General features: G+C 55.5%; 17 protein-coding genes. 11 read left to right on the forward strand and 6 right to left on the reverse strand.

Going from position 1 to position 21,635, the window contains the following annotated elements; translation table 11 throughout:
• The 7 genes from kdpB (at nucleotide 1) to potE (ending at nucleotide 10,146) form a co-directional block, all read left to right on the forward strand.
• Nucleotides 1-2,049 carry a potassium-transporting ATPase subunit KdpB gene (kdpB, locus tag IM299_RS20465; protein ID WP_193358021.1) on the forward strand — a complete coding sequence of 683 codons (2,049 nt, stop codon included), beginning with the start codon at nucleotides 1-3 and terminating at the stop codon, nucleotides 2,047-2,049.
• Between the two features lie 12 nt (nucleotides 2,050-2,061).
• Complete coding sequence (gene kdpC / locus IM299_RS20470) at nucleotides 2,062-2,637, forward strand: potassium-transporting ATPase subunit KdpC (RefSeq protein ID WP_045630857.1); 576 nt, start codon at nucleotides 2,062-2,064, stop codon at nucleotides 2,635-2,637.
• Nucleotides 2,638-5,325, forward strand: coding sequence for a two-component system sensor histidine kinase KdpD (gene kdpD, locus IM299_RS20475; RefSeq protein ID WP_045630858.1), 2,688 nt, complete (start codon nucleotides 2,638-2,640; stop codon nucleotides 5,323-5,325).
• Nucleotides 5,322-5,999 carry a two-component system response regulator KdpE gene (kdpE, locus tag IM299_RS20480; protein ID WP_008501074.1) on the forward strand — a complete coding sequence of 226 codons (678 nt, stop codon included), beginning with the start codon at nucleotides 5,322-5,324 and terminating at the stop codon, nucleotides 5,997-5,999. Before kdpD ends, kdpE begins: the two co-directional genes overlap by 4 nt.
• A 279-nt stretch (nucleotides 6,000-6,278) precedes the next feature.
• Nucleotides 6,279-6,383, forward strand: coding sequence for a leader peptide SpeFL (speFL, locus tag IM299_RS20485; RefSeq protein WP_003858645.1), 105 nt, complete (start codon nucleotides 6,279-6,281; stop codon nucleotides 6,381-6,383).
• Between the two features lie 254 nt (nucleotides 6,384-6,637).
• Nucleotides 6,638-8,836: an ornithine decarboxylase SpeF gene (gene speF, locus IM299_RS20490; RefSeq protein WP_193358022.1), complete on the forward strand. Its 2,199-nt coding sequence runs from the start codon at nucleotides 6,638-6,640 to the stop codon at nucleotides 8,834-8,836.
• Nucleotides 8,833-10,146, forward strand: a complete 1,314-nt coding sequence (gene potE / locus IM299_RS20495) for a putrescine-ornithine antiporter (protein ID WP_045630860.1) — start codon at nucleotides 8,833-8,835, stop codon at nucleotides 10,144-10,146. Before speF ends, potE begins: the two co-directional genes overlap by 4 nt.
• Nucleotides 10,147-10,250: 104 nt before the next feature.
• On the opposite strand, the gene pgm is transcribed toward potE, so the two are convergent.
• Together pgm and seqA are read right to left on the reverse strand one after the other, a co-directional pair.
• Entirely contained in the window at nucleotides 10,251-11,891 is a 1,641-nt protein-coding gene (gene pgm, locus IM299_RS20500) for a phosphoglucomutase (alpha-D-glucose-1,6-bisphosphate-dependent) (RefSeq protein WP_062935923.1), read from the reverse strand.
• 24 nt (nucleotides 11,892-11,915) lie between these two features.
• Nucleotides 11,916-12,464: a replication initiation negative regulator SeqA gene (seqA, locus tag IM299_RS20505; protein WP_041910775.1), complete on the reverse strand. Its 549-nt coding sequence runs from the start codon at nucleotides 12,462-12,464 to the stop codon at nucleotides 11,916-11,918.
• A 183-nt stretch (nucleotides 12,465-12,647) separates the two neighbouring features.
• Here seqA and ybfF point away from each other — a divergent pair, with 183 nt between their 5' ends.
• The 4 genes from ybfF to fur all read left to right on the forward strand — a co-directional run bounded on the left by ybfF (nucleotide 12,648) and on the right by fur (nucleotide 15,258).
• Complete coding sequence (gene ybfF, locus IM299_RS20510) at nucleotides 12,648-13,421, forward strand: esterase (protein WP_193358023.1); 774 nt, start codon at nucleotides 12,648-12,650, stop codon at nucleotides 13,419-13,421.
• A gap of 128 nt (nucleotides 13,422-13,549) precedes the next feature.
• The gene (gene ybfE / locus IM299_RS20515; RefSeq protein ID WP_014883017.1) at nucleotides 13,550-13,837 is read left to right on the forward strand and encodes a LexA regulated protein; all 288 of its coding nucleotides are present in this window, start codon (nucleotides 13,550-13,552) and stop codon (nucleotides 13,835-13,837) included.
• 155 nt (nucleotides 13,838-13,992) lie between these two features.
• A complete protein-coding gene (gene fldA, locus IM299_RS20520; RefSeq protein ID WP_008501067.1) occupies nucleotides 13,993-14,523 on the forward strand; it encodes a flavodoxin FldA in 531 nt (176 codons plus the stop codon).
• A 288-nt stretch (nucleotides 14,524-14,811) separates the two neighbouring features.
• Nucleotides 14,812-15,258, forward strand: a complete 447-nt coding sequence (gene fur, locus IM299_RS20525; protein ID WP_028012361.1) for a ferric iron uptake transcriptional regulator — start codon at nucleotides 14,812-14,814, stop codon at nucleotides 15,256-15,258.
• 92 nt (nucleotides 15,259-15,350) lie between these two features.
• Here fur and chiQ read toward each other — a convergent pair whose 3' ends face one another.
• The 4 genes from chiQ to nagE all read right to left on the reverse strand — a co-directional run bounded on the left by chiQ (nucleotide 15,351) and on the right by nagE (nucleotide 21,369).
• Nucleotides 15,351-15,677 carry a ChiQ/YbfN family lipoprotein gene (gene chiQ, locus IM299_RS20530; RefSeq protein ID WP_193358028.1) on the reverse strand — a complete coding sequence of 109 codons (327 nt, stop codon included), beginning with the start codon at nucleotides 15,675-15,677 and terminating at the stop codon, nucleotides 15,351-15,353.
• 47 nt (nucleotides 15,678-15,724) lie between these two features.
• Nucleotides 15,725-17,122, reverse strand: a complete 1,398-nt coding sequence (gene chiP, locus IM299_RS20535; protein ID WP_028012359.1) for a chitoporin — start codon at nucleotides 17,120-17,122, stop codon at nucleotides 15,725-15,727.
• Nucleotides 17,123-17,569: 447 nt separating this feature from the next.
• A complete protein-coding gene (gene glnS / locus IM299_RS20540; RefSeq protein WP_041910779.1) occupies nucleotides 17,570-19,237 on the reverse strand; it encodes a glutamine--tRNA ligase in 1,668 nt (555 codons plus the stop codon).
• Nucleotides 19,238-19,416: 179 nt separating this feature from the next.
• Entirely contained in the window at nucleotides 19,417-21,369 is a 1,953-nt protein-coding gene (gene nagE, locus IM299_RS20545; protein ID WP_193358024.1) for a PTS N-acetyl glucosamine transporter subunit IIABC, read from the reverse strand.
• Nucleotides 21,370-21,635 lie beyond the last annotated feature (266 nt).

The following is a 21,635-nucleotide window of genomic DNA, read 5'->3' on the forward strand; positions in this document are numbered from 1 at the left end:
ATGAGTCGTAAACAACTGGCCCTGCTCGAACCGACGTTAGTTCGTCAGGCGCTTATGGATGCGGTCAAAAAGCTGAGCCCGCGCGTGCAATGGCACAACCCGGTGATGTTTATCGTCTGGGCCGGCAGCGTCCTGACCACCGCACTGGCGATTGCCATGGGGACGGGTCACATGCCGGGAAACGCGATGTTCACCGGGGCCATCAGCCTGTGGCTGTGGTTTACCGTGCTGTTCGCCAACTTTGCCGAAGCGCTGGCGGAAGGCCGGAGTAAAGCGCAGGCCAACAGCCTGAAAGGGGTGAAAAAAACGGCGTTTGCGCGGAAATTACGTGAACCGAAATACGGCGCGCAGATGGACCACGTTCCGGCGGATGAACTACGTAAAGGTGATGTGGTGCTGGTGGAAGCTGGCGACATCATCCCGTACGACGGAGAAGTCATTGAAGGTGGCGCATCGGTAGATGAAAGCGCCATTACCGGGGAATCCGCACCTGTGATCCGTGAATCCGGCGGCGATTTTGCCTCCGTAACGGGTGGGACGCGCATTCTTTCCGACTGGCTGGTGATCCAGTGCAGCGTCAACCCGGGCGAAACCTTCCTCGACCGGATGATCGCCATGGTTGAAGGCGCTCAGCGCCGTAAAACACCGAACGAAATTGCCCTGACCATCCTGCTGATAGCCTTGACCATCGTCTTCCTGCTGGCAACCGCGACGCTGTGGCCATTTTCCGCCTATGGCGGCACTCCGGTCACCATCACCGTACTGGTGGCGCTGCTGGTCTGCCTGATCCCTACCACCATCGGCGGCCTGCTGTCGGCCATCGGCGTGGCCGGCATGAGCCGTATGCTCGGTGCTAACGTCATCGCCACCAGCGGGCGTGCGGTTGAAGCCGCCGGTGACGTGGATGTATTGCTGCTGGATAAAACCGGGACCATTACCCTCGGTAACCGCCAGGCGTCCGAATTCTTACCCGCCCCGGGCGTGGATGAAAAAACGCTGGCGGATGCGGCACAGCTCTCCTCGCTTGCCGATGAAACCCCGGAAGGCCGCAGTATCGTGATCCTCGCCAAGCAGCGCTTTAACCTGCGCCAGCGCGACGTTCAGAGCCTGCATGCCACCTTCGTGCCGTTTACGGCGCAAACTCGAATGAGCGGGATTAACATTCAGGATCGCATGATCCGTAAAGGCTCTGTTGACGCCATCCGTCGCCACATTGAGGCCAACAATGGCCACTTCCCGCCTGAAGTGGACAACCTGGTCGAAAGCGTAGCCCGTCAGGGGGCCACGCCGCTGGTGGTGGCAGAAGGCGCGAACGTGCTGGGCGTAATTGCCCTGAAGGATATCGTTAAAGGCGGCATTAAAGAGCGCTTTGCCCAGCTGCGTAAAATGGGCATTAAAACGGTGATGATCACCGGGGATAACCGTCTTACCGCAGCGGCGATTGCCGCCGAAGCGGGCGTGGATGATTTCCTTTCCGAAGCCACGCCGGAAGCCAAGCTGGCGTTGATTCGTCAGTATCAGGCGGAAGGTCGTCTGGTGGCGATGACGGGTGACGGTACCAACGATGCCCCTGCCCTGGCGCAGGCCGACGTGGCGGTGGCGATGAACTCCGGTACCCAGGCAGCAAAAGAGGCGGGCAACATGGTCGACCTCGACTCTAACCCGACCAAGCTGATTGAGGTGGTGCACATCGGCAAACAGATGTTGATGACGCGCGGTTCGCTGACCACCTTCAGTATCGCCAACGACGTGGCGAAGTATTTCGCCATTATCCCGGCGGCCTTTGCGGCCACCTATCCGCAGCTCAATGCGCTGAACGTGATGCACCTGCACTCTCCGGCATCGGCCATTCTGAGCGCGGTGATTTTCAACGCCCTGATCATTGTCTTTCTTATTCCGCTGGCGCTGAAGGGCGTGAGCTATAAACCGCTGACCGCCGCCGCCATGCTGCGCCGCAACCTGTGGATTTACGGCCTGGGCGGGCTGGTGGTGCCCTTCGTCGGTATCAAGGTTATCGACCTGCTGTTGACGCTGTTCGGCCTGGTTTAAAAGGTGATTCAAATGACCATGTTACGTCCCGCTATACTTCTGTTTATTCTGCTGTCTCTCATTACCGGCGGGCTGTACCCGCTGGTAACCACCTCGCTGGGCCAGTGGTGGTTTAAGGATCAGGCCAACGGCTCGCTGATTATACAAAACGGTGAAAACCGCGGTTCTCGCCTGATTGGTCAGAACTTTACGGATGCCCGCTACTTCCAGGGACGCCCTTCCGCCACTGCCGAAAGCCCGTATAATCCGATGGCATCCGGCGGCAGTAACCTGGCGGGCAGCAACCCGGAGCTGGACAAAGCCGTCGCTGAACGCGTGGCAACCCTGCGTGCCGCCAATCCTCAGGCCAGCCGCGAGGTGCCCGTAGAGCTGGTGACCGCCTCTGCCAGCGGGCTGGACTACAGCCTGACGCCGGCAGCGGTGGCCTGGCAGATCCCGCGCGTCGCCGCCGCCCGTCAGTTGACCGTCGAACAGGTGAGCAAGCTGGTGGCAGAGCACACGCAAAAGCCGCTGGTCAGCTTCATCGGCATGCCCGTGGTTAATATTGTTGAGCTGAATCTGGCGCTGGACGCGCTAAGGAAAAACTAAATGACCGACGAGCCCATGCGCCCGGATCCGGACAGGCTGCTCGAACAAACAGCTGAAGCCCATCGCGGCAAACTGAAAATTTTCTTCGGCGCCTGCGCGGGCGTCGGGAAAACCTTCGCCATGCTGACGGAAGCCCAGCGGCTTCGGGCGCAGGGGCTCGATATTCTGATCGGCGTGGTTGAAACCCACGGACGTAAAGAGACGGCATCGCTGCTGAAGGGGCTGGCTACCCAGCCGCCCCGCCGCATCAGCCACCGCGGTCGGTTAGTCACCGAATTCGATCTCGATGCCGCCCTCGCCCGCCGCCCCGCGCTAATCCTGATGGACGAGCTGGCGCACAGCAATGCGCCAGGCTCGCGCCACCCCAAACGCTGGCAGGACGTTGAAGAATTACTTGAAGCCGGTATCGATGTGTTCACCACGGTTAACGTTCAGCATCTCGAAAGCCTGAACGACGTGGTCAGCGGCGTGACCGGCATTCAGGTGCGCGAGACGGTGCCCGACCCGTTCTTTGATTCTGCCGATGAGGTGGTGCTGGTTGACCTGCCTCCTGACGATTTGCGCCAGCGCCTGCACGAAGGCAAGGTTTATATTGCCGGCCAGGCCGAGCGCGCCATCGAACATTTCTTCCGCAAAGGTAACCTGATTGCCCTGCGCGAGCTGGCCCTGCGGCGTACTGCCGATCGCGTTGACGATCAGATGCGCGCCTGGCGCGACCTGCAGGGACAGGAGCGCGTCTGGCACACGCGGGATGCCATTCTGCTGTGCGTGGGCCACGGCAGCGGCAATGAAAAGCTGGTCCGCACCGCCGCGCGCCTGGCGGCCAAATTTGGCAGCGTCTGGCATGCGGTGTATGTCGAAACGCCGCAGCTGCACGCTCTGCCCGAAAACCAGCGCCGCGCGATCCTGAGCTCGCTGCGCCTGGCGCAGGAGCTGGGTGCCGAAACCGCTACCCTTTCCGATCCGCAGGAAGATAAGGCCATTCTGCGCTACGCGCGGGAGCATAACCTGGGGAAAATTGTCATTGGCCGCCGCCAGCATCGCCGCTGGTTTAGCCGCGAATCCTTTGCCGACAAACTGGCCCGCCGCGCGCCGGATCTGGACCTGGTGATCGTGGCGCTGGATGATAAACCTGCTCCCCTCCCCAGCCGCGCGCCGGACAGCCGGGCCTTCAGCGATAAATGGCGCATTCAGCTCCGCGGCTGCCTTGTCGCCGTCGTGCTCTGCGCCCTGATCACTATAATCGCCAGCAAATGGCTGATTGCCTTCGACGCGGCCAACCTGGTGATGATCTACCTGCTGGGCGTGGTAGTGGTGGCGCTCTTTTACGGACGCTGGCCGTCGGTACTGGCGACGGTTATTAACGTCATCAGCTTCGATCTGTTCTTTATTGCCCCCCGCGGGACGCTCGCCGTCTCGGACGTACAGTACATCCTCACCTTCGCCGTGATGCTTACCGTCGGGCTGGTGATCGGGAACTTAACGGCTGGCGTGCGCTACCAGGCGCGTATCGCCCGCTATCGCGAACAGCGCACGCGGCATCTTTATGAGATGTCGAAATCGCTGGCGGTAGGCCGCACGCCGCTGGATATTGTGCAGACCAGCGAGCAGTTTATTCGCTCGACCTTTCATGCCAGCAACCTGATTTTACTCCCGGACGATCACGGCAAGCTGCGCCCGCTGACGTCGGCCTCGGGCATGACGCCCTGGGACGAAGCCATCGCCCGCTGGAGCTTTGATAAAGGGCTACCGGCGGGTGCAGGGACCGACACCCTGCCCGGCGTGCCCTATCAAATTCTGCCCCTGCGCAGCGCCGATAAAAACCTGGGGCTGGTTATCGTGGAGCCCTCCAATCTGCGCCAGCTGATGATCCCCGAACAGCAGCGACTGCTGGAGACCTTTACGCTGCTGGTTGCCAGCGCGCTGGAACGGCTGGCCCTCACCGCCAGCGAAGAGCAGGCCCGGCTGGCAAGCGAGCGCGAAAGCATCCGTAACTCGCTCCTGGCGGCGCTGTCTCACGACCTGCGCACACCTCTTACCGTCCTGTTTGGCCAGTCGGAAATCCTGACGCTGGACCTGGCAGCAGAAGGTTCAAAACACGCCATGCAGGCCAGCGAAATCCGTCAGCACGTGCTCAATACCACGCGCCTGGTGAATAACCTGCTCGATATGGCGCGGATCCAGTCGGGCGGTTTTAACCTCAAAAAAGAGTGGCTCACGCTTGAAGAGGTGGTGGGCAGCGCGCTGAAAATGCTCGAACCCGGCCTCGGTGGGCGGCATATTGCGCTGAACATGCCCGAGCCCCTGACGTTAATTCACGTCGACGGTCCGCTTTTTGAACGAGTGTTGATTAACCTGCTGGAAAACGCCGGCAAATATGCAGGTGCCAGCGCCCGAATTGGGGTGGATGCGACGGTGGACGACGACACGCTTCGTCTTGACGTCTGGGATACCGGGCCGGGCATTCCTGCCGGACAGGAGATGGCTATTTTCGAAAAATTCGCACGCGGCAATAAAGAATCTGCCATCCCGGGCGTGGGGCTGGGGCTGGCGATTTGTCAGGCAATAATTGATGTTCATGGCGGAACCATTTTCGCGGAGAATCGTCCGGAAGGCGGCGCGCGTTTTTGTGTTACACTTCCTCTGGAAACCCCGCCGGAACTGAATGAATTACCAGAGGATTTGTGATCAACGTTCTGATTGTTGAAGATGAGATCGCCATTAGCCGGTTTCTGCGCGCAGCGCTGGAAGGCGATGGTCTGCGCGTTCATGATGCGGGTACGCTTCAGCGAGGGTTAATTGAAGCCGCGACCCGCAAGCCGGACCTGGTGATCCTCGATCTTGGCCTGCCGGACGGTGACGGCATCGATTTTATCCGCGAGGTACGTCAGTGGAGCCAGATGCCAATTCTGGTGCTCTCCGCCCGTACTGAAGAGACGGATAAAATCGCCGCGCTGGATGCCGGGGCGGACGACTATCTGATAAAACCTTTTGGTATCGGCGAGCTACAGGCTCGCCTGCGCGTGGCCCTGCGCCGCCACAGCGCAACCACGCCTGCTGACCCAACCTACACGTTTGGGGATATCCGGGTTGATCTGGCCGCGCGACGTATTGTGCGCGGTGAAGAAGAAATCCATCTCACGCCAATCGAGTTTCGCCTGCTCGCCGTGCTGCTTAATAATCACGGTAAAGTACTCACCCAGCGCCAGCTGTTAAGTCAGGTGTGGGGACCCAACGCGGTGGAGCATAGTCACTATTTACGCATATATATGGGACATCTTCGCCAGAAACTTGAAGTTGACCCCGCGCGCCCCCGTCATTTATTAACTGAAACCGGTATCGGTTATCGGTTTATGCTTTGAATAACTATTCAATTTATATTTAAATAAAAACGAAACCTCTCAGAAAATATTTCACAAATATCCCAACCGTTATTTTTTTTGATTATTTACGCTCACATCAAACATTCACAACACAATCTATTAACGCGACACTAACAATTCAGAATTTTGATCTGCATTATTCATCAAAAACGACTAATTATTTCTGAAATGATCGGTTAATGGTGATCTGCTTCACGGTTAATCGCCTTTGCCTGGATAAAATGACCATGCTTTCAATTACTGAAAGGAAAATGAAACATGGAAAACAACAATCGCTTAATGCCCCATATAAGGCGGACAACGCATATTATGATGTTTGCCCACCGAAACTGCTTTGACTTTCATCTCTTTAATGCCCGGTAGTCCTTCGACTTCTGGCGCACTCGCTTACAGGTTATCCTGAAAAACCTTAGCTTACAGGCAATTGCCTGTGAACTCGTGCGCTCATTCATCTTGATTCAGACTCATCCGCACCGGGCGGACTGAATTTCAATCATCAAAAAAGCAATTCACTGATTTTAATCAGCGGCTACCCATTGCTTTTTTTCCGGAAAATTATCGATTTCTTTCTTGCAAGAAATCGAGGGACGCTTATTACCTAAAATAAAGAGAGAAAGATGAAAAATTTAAAAATCGCAGCCAGCCGTGCATGTCCGGACTGCTTTACTACCCAGCGTGAAGTGGTGGATGTCCGCGCTTCTGATTATATTGATGTTGCCGCCATTGTTCTGGCGGTCACTGATATTGCCAGCGGTATCCTGGAAGAAATAGAAGCTACCGGTTTTGGCATTCCCGTATTTGTGGCGACGCACAAAGAAGAGATCATCCCGGCAGATTATTTATCGCGCATTCACGGCGTATTTGAGCATTCAGACACCAGCAAAGACTTTTATGGACGCCAGCTGGAAGCGGCCGCGCAGAAGTATGAAACCCAGCTGCGCCCGCCGTTTTTCCGCGCCCTTGTCGACTACGTGAAGCAGGGCAACAGCGCGTTTGACTGCCCGGGGCATCAGGGCGGGCAGTTTTTCCGCCGTCATCCTGCCGGCAATCAGTTTGTCGATTTCTTTGGCGAGACGTTATTCCGCTCCGATCTGTGCAACGCCGACGTGGCGATGGGGGATCTGCTGATCCACGAAGGCGCACCGTGCATTGCCCAGCAGCATGCGGCAAAAGTCTTTAACGCCGATAAGACCTACTTCGTGCTGAATGGCACCTCGTCGTCCAACAAAGTGGTGCTTAACGCCCTGCTCACACCAGGCGACCTGGTGCTGTTTGACCGTAATAACCACAAGTCTAACCACCACGGTGCCCTCCTTCAGGCTGGGGCAACGCCGGTCTATCTGGAAACCGCGCGCAACCCGTACGGCTTTATCGGCGGCATTGACGCGCACTGCTTTGAGGAGAGCTACCTGCGTGAACGGGTGGCAGAGGTGGCGCCTGGCCGTGCACGCGATGCGCGTCCGTTCCGCCTGGCGGTGATCCAGCTGGGCACCTACGATGGCACCATCTACAACGCCCGTCAGGTGGTGGATAAGATTGGGCACCTGTGCGACTACATCCTGTTTGACTCGGCCTGGGTGGGTTACGAGCAGTTTATTCCGATGATGGCCGACTGCTCGCCGCTGCTGCTGGAGCTGAACGAAAACGATCCGGGGATTCTGGTCACCCAGTCCGTGCATAAACAGCAGGCTGGCTTCTCGCAGACCTCGCAAATTCACAAGAAGGACAGCCACATCAAAGGCCAGCAGCGCTATGTCCCACATAAGCGGCTCAACAATGCCTTTATGATGCACGCCTCCACCAGCCCGTTTTATCCGCTGTTTGCCGCGCTGGACATTAACGCCCGCATGCATGAGGGGCAAAGCGGCCGCAACATGTGGATGGACTGCGTGGTGACGGGCATTGAGGCGCGCAAGCTGATCCTGGAGAACTGCCGATTTATTCGTCCATTTGTGCCCGAGACGGTGGATGGCCGCGCGTGGGAAAGCTGGGACACGGCAGAGATTGCAACCGATCTGCGCTTCTTCCATTTCGTACCGGGTGAACGCTGGCACGCTTTTGATGGCTACGCTGAGCATCAGTATTTTATCGACCCGTGCAAGCTCCTCCTGACTACGCCGGGCATTAACGCCCGCACCGGGGAGTATGACGACTTCGGCGTGCCCGCCACCATTCTCGCCAACTTCCTGCGTGAAAACGGCATCGTGCCGGAAAAATGCGATCTCAACTCGATCCTGTTCCTGCTCACCCCTGCGGAGGACATGGGCAAGCTGCAGCAGCTGGTCGCCCAGCTGGTGCGCTTCGAAAAACTGCTTGAGAGCGATGTGCCGCTGAAAGACGTCCTGCCCTCCCTCTACAAACAGCATCCGGAACGTTACGCGGGTTACACCCTGCGCCAGATCTGCCAGGAGATGCACGACCTGTACGCCCGTCACAACGTGAAGCAGCTGCAAAAAGAGATGTTCCGCAAGTCTCACTTCCCGCGCGTGATGATGAACCCGCAAGAGGCGAACTATGCCTACCTGCGCGGTGAGGTCGAGCTGGTCTCCCTGCGCGACGCGGAAGGCCGCATCGCCGCCGAAGGTGCGCTCCCTTACCCACCGGGGGTACTGTGCGTGGTTCCAGGGGAAGTCTGGGGCGGTTCCGTGCTGCGCTACTTTGCCGCGCTGGAAGAAGGCATCAACTTGCTGCCGGGCTTCGCGCCGGAGCTGCAGGGCGTGTACGTCGAGGAGTGTGACGGTCGCAAACAGGTTCGCTGCTACGTCATCAAACAATCCGCTGCTCAGCCATCGCTGCTGAAAGGAGAAAAATTATGAGCAAGTCCAATAAGATGGGCGTGGTGCAGCTGACTATCCTCACCATGGTTAACATGATGGGCTCCGGGATTATCATGCTGCCCACCAAGCTTGCCGAGGTGGGGACCATCTCTATCATCTCCTGGCTGGTGACGGCTGTCGGATCGATGGCGCTGGCGTGGGCGTTTGCCAAGTGCGGGATGTTCAGCCGCAAGTCAGGCGGCATGGGCGGCTATGCCGAGTACGCCTTCGGCAAGTCCGGCAACTTTATGGCGAACTATACCTATGGGGTGTCGCTGCTGATCGCCAACGTGGCGATTGCCATCTCCGCCGTGGGCTACGGTACGGAGCTGTTTGGCGCGACGCTCAGCCCGGTGCAAATTGGGCTGGCGACCATCGGCGTGCTGTGGATCTGTACCGTCGCTAACTTTGGCGGCGCGCGCATCACCGGACAACTCAGCAGCATCACCGTCTGGGGCGTGATCATCCCGGTGGTCGGTCTGTGCATCATCGGCTGGTTCTGGTTTAGCCCGACGCTGTACGCCAACTCCTGGAACCCGCACCATGTGCCGTTCTTCACCGCCGTGGGCTCGTCTATCGCCATGACGCTCTGGGCTTTCCTGGGCCTGGAATCCGCCTGCGCAAATGCGGAAGTGGTGGAAAATCCGGAGAAGAACGTGCCGATTGCGGTTCTCGGCGGGACGCTGGGCGCGGCGGTGATCTATATCGTTTCAACCAACGTGATAGCGGGGATCGTGCCAAACATGGATCTGGCTAACTCCACGGCACCGTTCGGACTGGCCTTTGCGCAGATGTTCACCCCAGAAGTCGGGAAAGTGATCATGGGGTTGATGGTGATGTCCTGCTGCGGATCGCTGCTTGGCTGGCAGTTCACCATTGCACAGGTTTTTAAATCTTCGGCAGATGAAGGCTATTTCCCGAAAATCTTCTCCCGCGTGACCAAAGCCGATGCGCCGGTGCAGGGTATGCTGGCAATTGTCATCTTCCAGAGCGGATTATCGCTAATGACCATCAGCCCGTCGCTGAACAGCCAGTTCAACGTGCTGGTCAACCTGGCGGTGGTGACGAACATCATCCCGTATATTCTGTCGATGGCGGCGCTGGCGATCATTCAGAAGGTGGCGAAGGTGGATCCGCACAAAGCGCGAGTAGCGAATATCGTGGCGCTGGTTGGGGCGATATACAGCTTCTATGCGCTCTACTCGTCCGGACAGGAGGCGATGCTGTACGGGGCGATAGTGACCTTCATGGGCTGGACGCTGTACGGTCTGGTGTCGCCGAGATTTGAATTGAAGAACAAACACAGTTAGGTAAAAGCAAAACGGCAACCCTGAGGTTGCCGTTTTTAGTGTTTTCTCCCTCTCCCCGCGGGAGAGGGCCGGGGTGAGGGCATCAGCCCGCACCAGAACACGACTTATGCGTTTTTCAGCACTTCGCTGACAATCTCTACCGCTTCTTTCTCAATCTGCTGGCGATGCTCAGCGCCGAGGAAGCTTTCGCAATAGATCTTGTACGCATCTTCCGTACCGGACGGACGCGCGGCAAACCAGCCATTTTCGGTCATCACTTTCAGGCCGCCGATAGACGCACCGTTACCGGGTGCCGCCGTCAGACGCGCGGTGATCGGATCGCCTGCCAGGGTGCTTGCGCTGACCATCTCAGGGGAGAGTTTGGACAAAGCCGCTTTTTGCGCAGAGGTCGCGCCAGCCTGAATACGGTTATAGCTTGGTGCACCAAAGCGTGCAGCCAGCTCGTTGTAATGTTCCTGCGGGTTTTTACCGGTAACCGCGGTAATCTCCGCCGCCAGCAGGCACATGATGATGCCGTCTTTATCGGTTGACCACGGGGTGCCGTCGAAACGCAGGAAGGACGCGCCTGCGCTCTCTTCGCCGCCGAAGCCAAAGCTGCCGTCGTGCAGACCGTCAACGAACCACTTGAAGCCTACCGGCACTTCCACCAGCTTGCGGCCCAGCGCGTCCACCACGCGGTCGATCATCGCAGAAGAGACCAGCGTTTTACCGACAGCCACCTCTTTGCCCCACTGCGGACGGTGCTGGAACAGGTAGTTGATCGCAACAGCCAGATAGTGGTTCGGGTTCATCAGCCCGGCAGGGGTGACGATGCCGTGACGGTCATAGTCCGGGTCGTTAGCAAACGCCAGGTCGAATTTATCGCGCAGCGCCAGAAGGCCCGCCATCGCGCATTCGGAGGAGCAGTCCATACGGATCGCGCCGTCTTTGTCCAGGTGCATAAAGCGGAAGGTCTGATCGACGTGATCGTTCACGATGGTCAGATCCAGCTTGTAGTGCTCGGCGATGCGCTTCCAGTACTCAATACCGGAGCCGCCCAGCGGATCCACGCCCAGCTTCAGGCCAGCTTTCTGAATCGCCGCCATATCGACGATATCCGCCAGCCCTTCCACAAACGGCTGAACCAGATCCTGCTCTTTCACGTGGCCGGAGGCCATCGCCTCATCAAGAGAAATACGTTTAACGCCTTTCAGACCGTCGGCCAGCAGCGCGTTTGCACGATCTTCCACCACTTTGGTGACGTTAGTGTCAGCCGGGCCGCCGTTAGGCGGGTTGTATTTGATACCACCGTCTTCCGGCGGGTTGTGGGATGGCGTGATGACGATACCGTCAGCCTGCGCGCCACCTTTTTGGTTGTGCACAAGGATCGCGTTTGATACCGCCGGTGTTGGAGTAAACCCATTGTTCTCCTGAACAATCACGTCCACACCGTTCGCCGCCAGCACTTCCAGCACGGAAATAAACGCCGGTTCAGACAGCGCATGGGTATCTTTGCCCACGTAGCACGGACCGGTAACGCCGTTTTTAGCGCGCTCTTCCGCAATGGCCTGAGCAATGGCCAGAATGTGCGGTTCGTTAAAGCTGTGGCGCGCCGCGCTGCCGCGGTGACCAGATGTACCAAACTTCACTGCGTGTTCTGCGTTGCCCACGACCGGTTTCAGCACGTAATACTGCGCGGTCAGCTGAGCGACGTTAATCAAATCGCTTTGTTGTGCAGGTTGGCCTGCACGGCTGTGATTTGCCATTACCGGGTCCTTATGATGCAAGGGTTAAATTGTACCGCAAACCTTTTCAATCAATTCCGCCGGGAACTGCATGGACTGCATGATGTGTTCAATCATGCTGCACTTGCGGCCCGTATTGGTATTGGTGATCACCCAGTACGGAGTGCCAGGGACATGTTTAGGTTTGGTTTGATTGCCATTTTGCAGCAGCGTCTGCTCGTCGCCCGCGAAATAGACGCGGGTACGGCCGTGCAGCGACTCGGTCGCTTCAGCAAACGCTTTGTTATCCAGGGAGTAAAGTGTAGACAGCACCAGCATAAAACGGTTAACCGCCTTTTTCTGCTCCGCATATTCGTCGGAGAGCAGCAGTTCGCGCATCGCGCGCACTTTATCTTTTACCGGCGTCACGGCAGGTTTTGCTTGTACAGCAACGCTCGGCTGAGACACGACATCTTTGGTAACTGGGGTGGCAGGCTGTGAAGCGGCGGAAATTTTAAGCATGCGCCGTAAAATGTCGGACGCGCTCTCCCCGATATGCCGCGTCTGGCTGGCAATATACTGATAGAGTTCGTCATCAACTTCGATTGTTTTCATCTTAATCCAGTGCGATATCTTATCTGAATACAAGTCATTGGGATTATAAGGTCAAATCCCAACAGCGGATAGCGTCAAACCAGGTTGGCGGCAAAAGTCAGATTAAACTGGAACCTTGCAGCCGGGCGGCAGAATGGTCAACATGATACCCTAACCTGACATACGTAAAAAAAGAACTTTGCCATGAAATTGAATACCCGAGCGCAAACTGCACAATCGCCGAACAATAATTCCCCCATCGTGCTGGTTCATGGACTTTTTGGCAGCCTGGATAACCTGGGCGTGCTGGCCCGCGATTTGGTTACCGATCACGATATTTTGCAGGTCGATATGCGCAACCACGGGCTTTCCGGCCGCTCAGACGAGATGACCTATGCGGCAATGGCGCAGGATCTGCTGGATACGCTGGACGCGCACAACCTGCAGAAGGTGACCCTCATCGGGCATTCAATGGGCGGTAAAGCGATTATGGCGCTCACCGCGCTGGTGCCAGAGCGAATTTCCGGGCTTGTCGTGATTGACGTTGCGCCTGTGGATTACGACGTTCGCCGTCACGATGAGATTTTCGCGGCGATCAATGCCGTAACCGAAGCTGGCGTTTCCACTCGTCAGCAGGCGGCAGCGGTTATGCGTGAGCATCTTGATGAAGAAGGCGTGGTGCAGTTCCTTTTGAAGTCGTTTGTTGACGGGCAGTGGCGTTTTAACGTGCCGGTGCTGTGGGACCAGTACAACAACATCGTGGGCTGGGAAATCGTTCCCGCCTGGCCGCACCCTGCCCTCTTTATTCGCGGCGGTAACTCTCCTTATATTACCGACGCGTACCGCGACACGCTGCTGGCACAATTCCCGCAGGCGCGCGCCCACGTCATTGCCGGTGCCGGACACTGGGTGCATGCGGAAAAACCAGATGCTGTACTGCGCGCCATTCGCCGCTATCTCGCTGATACTGCAAATTGATTAAAAAGAGAGCGACTGGAAGATGACGGGCTTCCAGTCGTTGGCGTGCCGTTTTTGGTGATGTATGATGGCGCGCTTATCGCCCGGGCTTTAGCAGGGCGGCGTGTTTCCCCCGAAGTCTCATAATCATGGCCAAAGAACAAACGGACCGTACGACACTAGATCTGTTCGCGAATGAGCGTCGACCGGGACGACCGAAAACGAATCCGCTTTCGCGCGATGAACAGCTGCGTATCAATAAACGCAATCAGCTTAAACGCGATAAAAATCGTGGGCTTAAGCGTGTCGAACTGAAGCTCAACGCCGACGCGGTCGATGCGCTTAACGAGCTGGCAGAGGCGCGTAATATCAGCCGCAGCGAGCTTATTGAAGAGATGCTCATCGCCCAACTTGAGACGCTGCGCAGCCAGGCATAAGTCTGAAAAACCCCTTTATCGCCCTTTTCATGTAGCACAGAGTGCAGTCCTGCGCGATAGCGGTTTCCGCAGGGTTGCCAGTTCTGCTATTATTGCCCTTATCCGTGGCCGAATTGCGCCACCATACCATTAAGTTTCAAGAGGTTATTTTACTCATGGCAATCATCGGCATTTTCTTCGGCAGTGATACCGGCAATACCGAAAATATCGCAAAAAACATTCAGAAACAGCTCGGTAAAGACGTTGCTGATGTGCATGACATCGCCAAGAGCAGCAAAGAAGATCTCGAGGGCTATGACATTCTGCTGCTGGGTATTCCAACCTGGTACTATGGTGAAGCCCAGTGCGACTGGGACGATTTCTTCCCGACGCTGGAAGAGGTGGACTTCAACGGCAAGCTGGTTGCCCTGTTCGGTTGTGGCGATCAGGAAGATTACGCCGAGTACTTCTGTGATGCGCTGGGGACGATTCGCGACATCATTGAGCCTAATGGCGCGGTTATTGTGGGCCACTGGCCGACTGCCGGTTACCACTTCGAAGCCTCTAAAGGCCTGGCCGATGACGATCATTTTGTCGGACTTGCCATTGACGAAGACCGTCAGCCAGAACTGACCGCAGAGCGTGTAGAGAAGTGGGTTAAGCAGATCCGCGAAGAACTGCATCTGGACGATATTCTCAACGCCTGATTTTTTACGGCGCAACGCGGGTTGCGCCCCTTTTCCAGGTAAAACCGATTAAATTAATTGCTACAAACTTTTAACTTTTTCGCCCAGACCTGTACAATGTCTCCCTGGCAAAATGTGGTTTCCATTGAGCAAGTTTGTAGGTGATACCACGTTTTTATAAGCATACTTTGCCTGAGACTTGCAGTTTTCATTTAGGCATGGCAGTTCTATAATGAGACGCATTATCCCAGGTGCATTTTCTGTCACTTCCCAGAGAAGTGAATCGTTTAGCAACAGGACAGATTCCGCATGACTGACAACAATACCGCATTAAAGAAGGCTGGCCTGAAAGTAACGCTTCCTCGGTTAAAAATCCTGGAAGTGCTTCAGGGTCCAGACAATCACCATGTCAGTGCGGAAGACCTTTATAAACGTCTTATCGACATGGGTGAAGAGATTGGACTGGCCACCGTATATCGCGTGCTGAACCAGTTTGATGACGCGGGCATTGTTACCCGTCATAATTTCGAAGGCGGTAAATCTGTGTTCGAACTGACCCAGCAGCATCACCACGATCACCTGATCTGCCTCGATTGCGGCAAGGTCATTGAATTTAGCGATGATTCCATCGAAGCGCGTCAGCGTGAAATCGCAGCTCGTCATGGCATTCGCCTGACCAACCACAGCCTGTACCTTTACGGTCACTGCGCTGAAGGGGATTGCCGCGAGAATGAACACGCTCACGACACAAAATAAGTTAGCGTTCATACTCTGAGCCAGCCGTAAGGTTGGCTTTTTTTTGCCTGAAAAAAGCCCGGTCAGCAAAGTGCCACCGGGCGTAGATCAACTCATTTGTTGTTATTGCGTATCTCGTTCCAGATTTTATCGCAACGCTTCGCCACTTCCTGATCGTTACCGGTTTTACGCGCCTGGATACAGGCCTGGTAATCCATCACGCGGACATTCTCCTGCGTCGCAAACTGCTCGTGCGCTTTCTCTTTCTTCAGCACGTTCAGCACGCTCTGACAGGCTTCAATTTTCTCCGGCGATCCTTCCGCAGTATTAATGCAGGCGCTATACGCCTCCTTCAGACGGGCGTCCTCTTTCGGTGCCTGAGTCTGAACACACGCCACCAGCCCTGATGCAATCAGCGCGACGATTACGATTTTTTTCATCATATGCAGTCTCCAGACCGGCGGGACTCAGCCCGCCGGTGTGCTCATCAGAAGATGGTGAATGGGGCGATAACCATGAATTTGACGTCACGTTCATCCTGGAAGATGTTGCCGTAACCGCCCGCATAGCTTGGGATATCGGAGTGGTTGTCATACTGCGTGAAGTGCAGCTTGAACATCGTGCCTTTCGCGCGGCCATCCTGCAGGGTGTAGATAGCATCCAGGCTGTAGGAGGACTCTTTCAGGCGATAGTTTGGATCGTAGTACGCATCCGGCGTCGCCATGTCTGCTGGTTTTGCATCCCAGGCGTAAGCGTAAGAAGCGCCCACCGCCCAGCCCGGCAGGTTCCAGTTTTTCAGGTCATACATGGCGCCGAAGAAGACCGCTTTCTCGCCGTCGGCGTTGAAGTCTGAGCGGTTATCCCACCAGATATCCAGACGACCATTAGATGAGGCATAGGTCGGCGTCATACGCTGCAGGAAGTAGCCCTGCTGCCCTTCAGCCTTCACCCATGTGCCTTCCAGACGCAAATCAACCTGACCGACCTTATAGCCGAAGGTTAACGCCTGCAGCCACGCGGTGCCGTTATAAATGTCATTTACGCTGCCATCGCTAACCTTATCGCGCGTACCGTAGAACTGGTAGCTGGTGCTCAGCGGACTACCGGCGATATCAAATTTGTAGCTGGCTTTAGCAAAATACTGATCGATATAGCCTTCCGCCTGACCAAATGCGGCTTCCAGAACCAGATCGTTTTTGAAATCGTACTTCGCGCCCAGCGAGTGGAGGTAATCGACTTTGGTTTTCTTATCGTTCTGGTAGAACTTGTCCATCTCAATGTGCCACGGCGCTTTGTACTCGTTGGTCCACATATAGGAGAAGCTCAACGCACCTGCATCACCGTAGTCAAAGTTAGCCCCGGCTTCTGCCCCCTGATAGGTACCAGGCATAAAGCTCCAGTGCGGCGCTAACAGCGTCTGGCCGGTTGGCTGAATATAGCCCCCACGCGCCCATACCGGGCCGTATTTGAATTTCGCTGCGGCCTTATAAAGGCTGATACCGCTTTTATCCCCTGACCAGTCTTCGTCATAGGCTTTATTGCTGGAGGAGAAGGCAATTTCGTTCGGGTGGCCGCTGTCGCCATTTTCAGCCATTTCAATCGCCGTAAACGCGGCAATATCCAGACCGAACATATCGGCGGCGTAGCCTGACTGGAAGTCCAGGTTGGCGTTCCAGGTGGAGTGAGAGAGGTTGGTTTTGTATTTATCTTCTGTGACATCTTTACGGTCACGTTCACGCTGCCAGTAATAAATACCGCCAGTGAGGGTAGAATCTTCGATGAAACCTGCTGCTTTTGCCTCTGGTGTCACCACCAGGCCCGACATTGCTGTCACACCGGCAATAGCCAGCGCCAGCGCACTACGTTTGCCACTGAACGTACGCATAGATTATTCCTCTTTGACGAATTAAAACGCCTTAAACGGCGAAAATATAAAAGACCAAAAGGCCAGGGGTAGTTATAAATACCCTCGAATTAACTACCGTCTTTAGGTTATTTTTCGCGACGCGAATTATCAATGCTTTTCAGTGGGCAAAAGTCAGGATTATGACGAAGTGCACATAATTGGTAGTGCTTTGTAACATTTGGCCGAATGCGAGGTGTGGCGGGGGTAGAGCAGGTAATTTCGGCGTATTAGATCGTAATAAAACCCGTATTTGTCTTAATTCTCTTTTTTATGAAACAGACAAACTTTTTTTAGAAAAATAAGTAGCACCGCATTGACCAAAAATTTTAGCTGGCCTAATTACGGGCCTACTTTAACGATATGATCATTAAATAAAAAAACGCCGCTATAAGCGGCGTTTGTTTCTCATTGACCAGTGCAGCGTTATTATTCGCCGATCTTGGTCCAGGTATCACGCAGACCTACGGTACGGTTAAATACCGGTTTTTCTGCCGTGCTGTAACGGCTGTCCAGGCAGAAGTAACCTTCACGCTCGAACTGGAACGCTTTGCCCGCTTCAGCGGCTTTCAGCGATGGCTCCGCATAACCTTGCTTGATCACCAGAGATTCCGGGTTGATGGTCGCCAGGAAGTCTTCAGCCGCACCCGGGTTAGGCACGCTAAACAGACGATCGTACAGACGAATTTCTACCGGCAGCGCGTGGGAAGCGCTCACCCAGTGGATCACGCCTTTTACCTTGCGGCCGTCTGCCGGATCTTTGCTCAGCGTCTCAGCATCGTACGAACAGAAGATGGTGGTAATGTTACCTTCAGCATCTTTCTCTACGCGCTCGGCTTTGATGACGTAGGCGTTACGCAGACGAACTTCTTTACCCAACACCAGACGCTTGTACTGCTTATTGGCTTCTTCACGGAAGTCAGCACGGTCGATCCAGATCTCACCGCTGAACGGCACGTCGCGGCTTCCCATTTCCGGTTTATTCGGATGGTTAGGCATAGAGACCAGCTCGCTTCCACCCTGCGGGTAATTTTCAATCACCAGTTTCACCGGATCGATAACAGCCATCGCGCGCGGGGCGTTTTCGTTAAGATCTTCACGAATGCAGGATTCCAGAGACGCCATTTCGATGGTGTTGTCCTGCTTGGTCACGCCGATACGTTTGCAGAACTCACGAATAGAAGCGGCAGTGTAACCACGACGACGCAGGCCGGAGATGGTCGGCATGCGCGGGTCGTCCCAGCCTTCAACGTGCTTGTCGGTCACCAGCAGGTTCAGCTTACGCTTGGACATCACGGTGTATTCCAGATTCAGACGAGAGAACTCGTACTGACGCGGATGCACAGGAATAGTGATGTTATCCAGCACCCAGTCGTACAGACGACGGTTATCCTGGAACTCCAGCGTACACAGCGAGTGGGTAATGCCTTCAAGCGCATCGCTGATGCAGTGGGTGAAGTCGTACATCGGGTAGATGCACCACTTATTTCCGGTCTGGTGGTGTTCTGCGAACTTAATGCGGTACAGCACCGGATCGCGCATCACGATAAACGGCGACGCCATATCGATTTTGGCACGCAGACACGCTTTGCCTTCTTCGAAGCCACCGGCACGCATTTTTTCAAACAGCGCCAGGTTCTCTTCCACGCTGCGATCGCGGAACGGGCTGTTTTTGCCTGGTGCAGTCAGCGTACCGCGATACTCGCGGATTTCGTCCGCAGACAGCTCGTCAACGTATGCCAGACCTTTGTTGATCAGCTCCACCGCGTAGGCATACAGCTGATCAAAATAGTCAGAGGAGTAGCAGATATCGCCAGACCAGTTGAAGCCCAGCCATTGCACGTCGTTTTTGATGGACTCAACGTATTCGATGTCTTCTTTTACTGGGTTGGTGTCATCGAAACGCAGGTTGCACTGCCCCTGGTAGTCTTGCGCAATGCCAAAGTTCAGGCAGATCGATTTCGCATGACCAATGTGCAGGTAGCCGTTCGGCTCCGGCGGGAAACGCGTATGTACCGTGGTGTGCTTACCACTGGCCAGATCTTCATCGATGATCTGACGAATAAAGTTACTCGGGCGGGCTTCTGCCTCACTCATCGTGGATTCCTCAAAGCGTAAACAACGTATAACGGCGTATGATCTTATAAGCCGGACGTAGTGACAACCCTTAGTTACGGAAAATACGTATCAGATGAAAATAATGGGGGCGTTTGCTGTAAAAAAAAGCGGCGGAGGATATCCCCCGCCGCTTAAGGCATGACTCTACTCAGGAGCGATTACTTGCCTTTAATCTCATACAGCGGTGTCTGACCCGCAACCACCAGACCTTTCGCCTGGAGTACCAGACCGCTAAAGTCGTCGATGTTGCTGCACACGACCGGACTAATCATCGAGCGCGCGTTGGCGTTCAGGAAGTCCAGATCCATTTCCAGAATCGGCTGACCTGCCACCACTTCAGCCCCCTCTTCCACCAGGCGAGTAAAGCCCTGACCGTTTAGCGCTACGGTATCGATCCCCATATGGACAACGATCTCCGCGCCTTTTTCGGTTTCGAGGCAGAACGCGTGGTTGGTGTTGAAGATTTTCACGATGGTGCCTGCCGCCGGAGACACAACGGTTTTATCCGTTGGTTTCACCGCCACACCGTCACCAACCGCTTTGCTGGCGAAGGCTTCATCAGGCACCTGCTCAAGGTCAACCACGTCACCCGTTACCGGAGAGACCAGCGCGGCCACCGTCACGGCGTTCGGCACGGCCTGCGGCTTCGCAACCGGCGCAGCCGTCGACGCAGGTGCGCTGTCGGCTGATGCCGCCGCGACCGGGCCACGGGCAACCACTTTCTTCATTTCGTCGCCAATGGATTCCGCTTTGGCGCCTACGATAACCTGGATAGTTTGTTTGTTCAGTTTAACCACGCCCGATGCACCAAGGCGTTTACACATTGCGTCGCTTACGCGCGCCGAGTCACCCACCGTCAGACGCAGACGGGTGATACAGGCATCAATCGCTTTCAGGTTGTCAGTCCCACCGACGGCAGCGATATAGCTGGTCGCCAGCTGAGTCAGACCCTCTTCGGTATTGCTGTTGGCTTCGTTGGTGACCACTTCGTCTTTGGTATCTTCGCGGCCTGGTGTTTTGAGGTTAAACATACGAATAACCGCAGTGAACAGCACGAAGTAGATGACGAAGAAGACCAGACCCATTACCACCAGCATCCAGACGTTTTTGCTTGCCGCCGGCAGGTTGTACATCAACACGTAGTCGATCGCGCCTGCAGAGAAGGAGAAGCCAGCATGGATGCCCAGCAGGGTCGCTACAAACAGGCTGATACCGGTAAGCACCGCATGCATGAGGTACAGCACTGGCGCCAGGAACATGAACAGGAATTCCAGCGGCTCGGTTACACCGGTCAGGAACGCGGTAATCGCAACGGACAGCAGCATGCCGCCAACCATTGGGCGACGCGCTTTTGGCGCAGCCAGGTACATTGCCAGTGCAGCGCCCGGCAGACCAAACATCATGATTGGGAAGAAGCCAGACATGAACATACCCGCGGTGCCGTCGCCCGCGTAGAAGCGGTTGATGTCGCCGTGGAATACGGTGCCCGCAGCATTGGTGAACTCACCAATCTGGAACCAGGCGATGGTGTTCAGCACCTGATGCAGACCGGTTGGGATCAGCAGACGGTTGATAAAGCCAAAGATACCTGAGCCCACAGCACCTGCTGAAACAATCCACTCGCCGCCCGCATGAATAGCATGCTGCACCGGCGGCCAGACGTAGCCAAAGATAGCGGCCAGGATCAGACAGAAAAAGCCCGTCGCAATTGGCACAAAACGTTTACCGCCGAAGAAGCTCAGGAAGTCAGGCAGTTTGATACCCGCCCAGCGGTTGTACACGGCACCACCGACCAGACCGGTAATGATACCCGCCAGTACACCCATGTTGATTTCCGGGTTGATGGTTACCATCGCTTTCGTGAGGATGAAGTAACCTACCGCCCCTGCCAGTGCCGCAGCACCGGCGCTGTCTTTTGACCAGCTTGACGCCACGCCGATGGCGAAGATCAGCGCAAGGTTGTCAAAAATGGCGCCGCCTGCCTGGGCAATAAACGGCACGTTAAGAAGATCGGGTTGCCCGAATCGCAGCAGCAACGCTGCAACCGGTAGCACGGCGATAGGGAGCTGCAAAGCCCTACCGAGGCGCTGGAAAAAACCTAAAATATTCATCCTATTCCCCCTACGAGACCCATTATTAAGACTCGCGCATAAACTATGTTTTTATTGTGTCACGAACGATAGATACAGTTGATGATTCACTGGCAGTCTGAGTGTGTGAAAAATTAATTCGTATCGCAAATTAAACACCTATTTTTTGTGATTATTGTCACCAAATATCGTATTCCCTCCTCCCTTTCACTGGCTAACAGCCAAAACTTATTTTATCATTCAAAAAATCAAGACGGATTGATCCGGCCTGAAAGGTTCCAGGTTAC

Origin of the sequence: Enterobacter cloacae complex sp. P47BA (assembly GCF_014930485.1) — a bacterium.
Classification (GTDB): domain Bacteria; phylum Pseudomonadota; class Gammaproteobacteria; order Enterobacterales; family Enterobacteriaceae; genus Enterobacter; species Enterobacter bugandensis.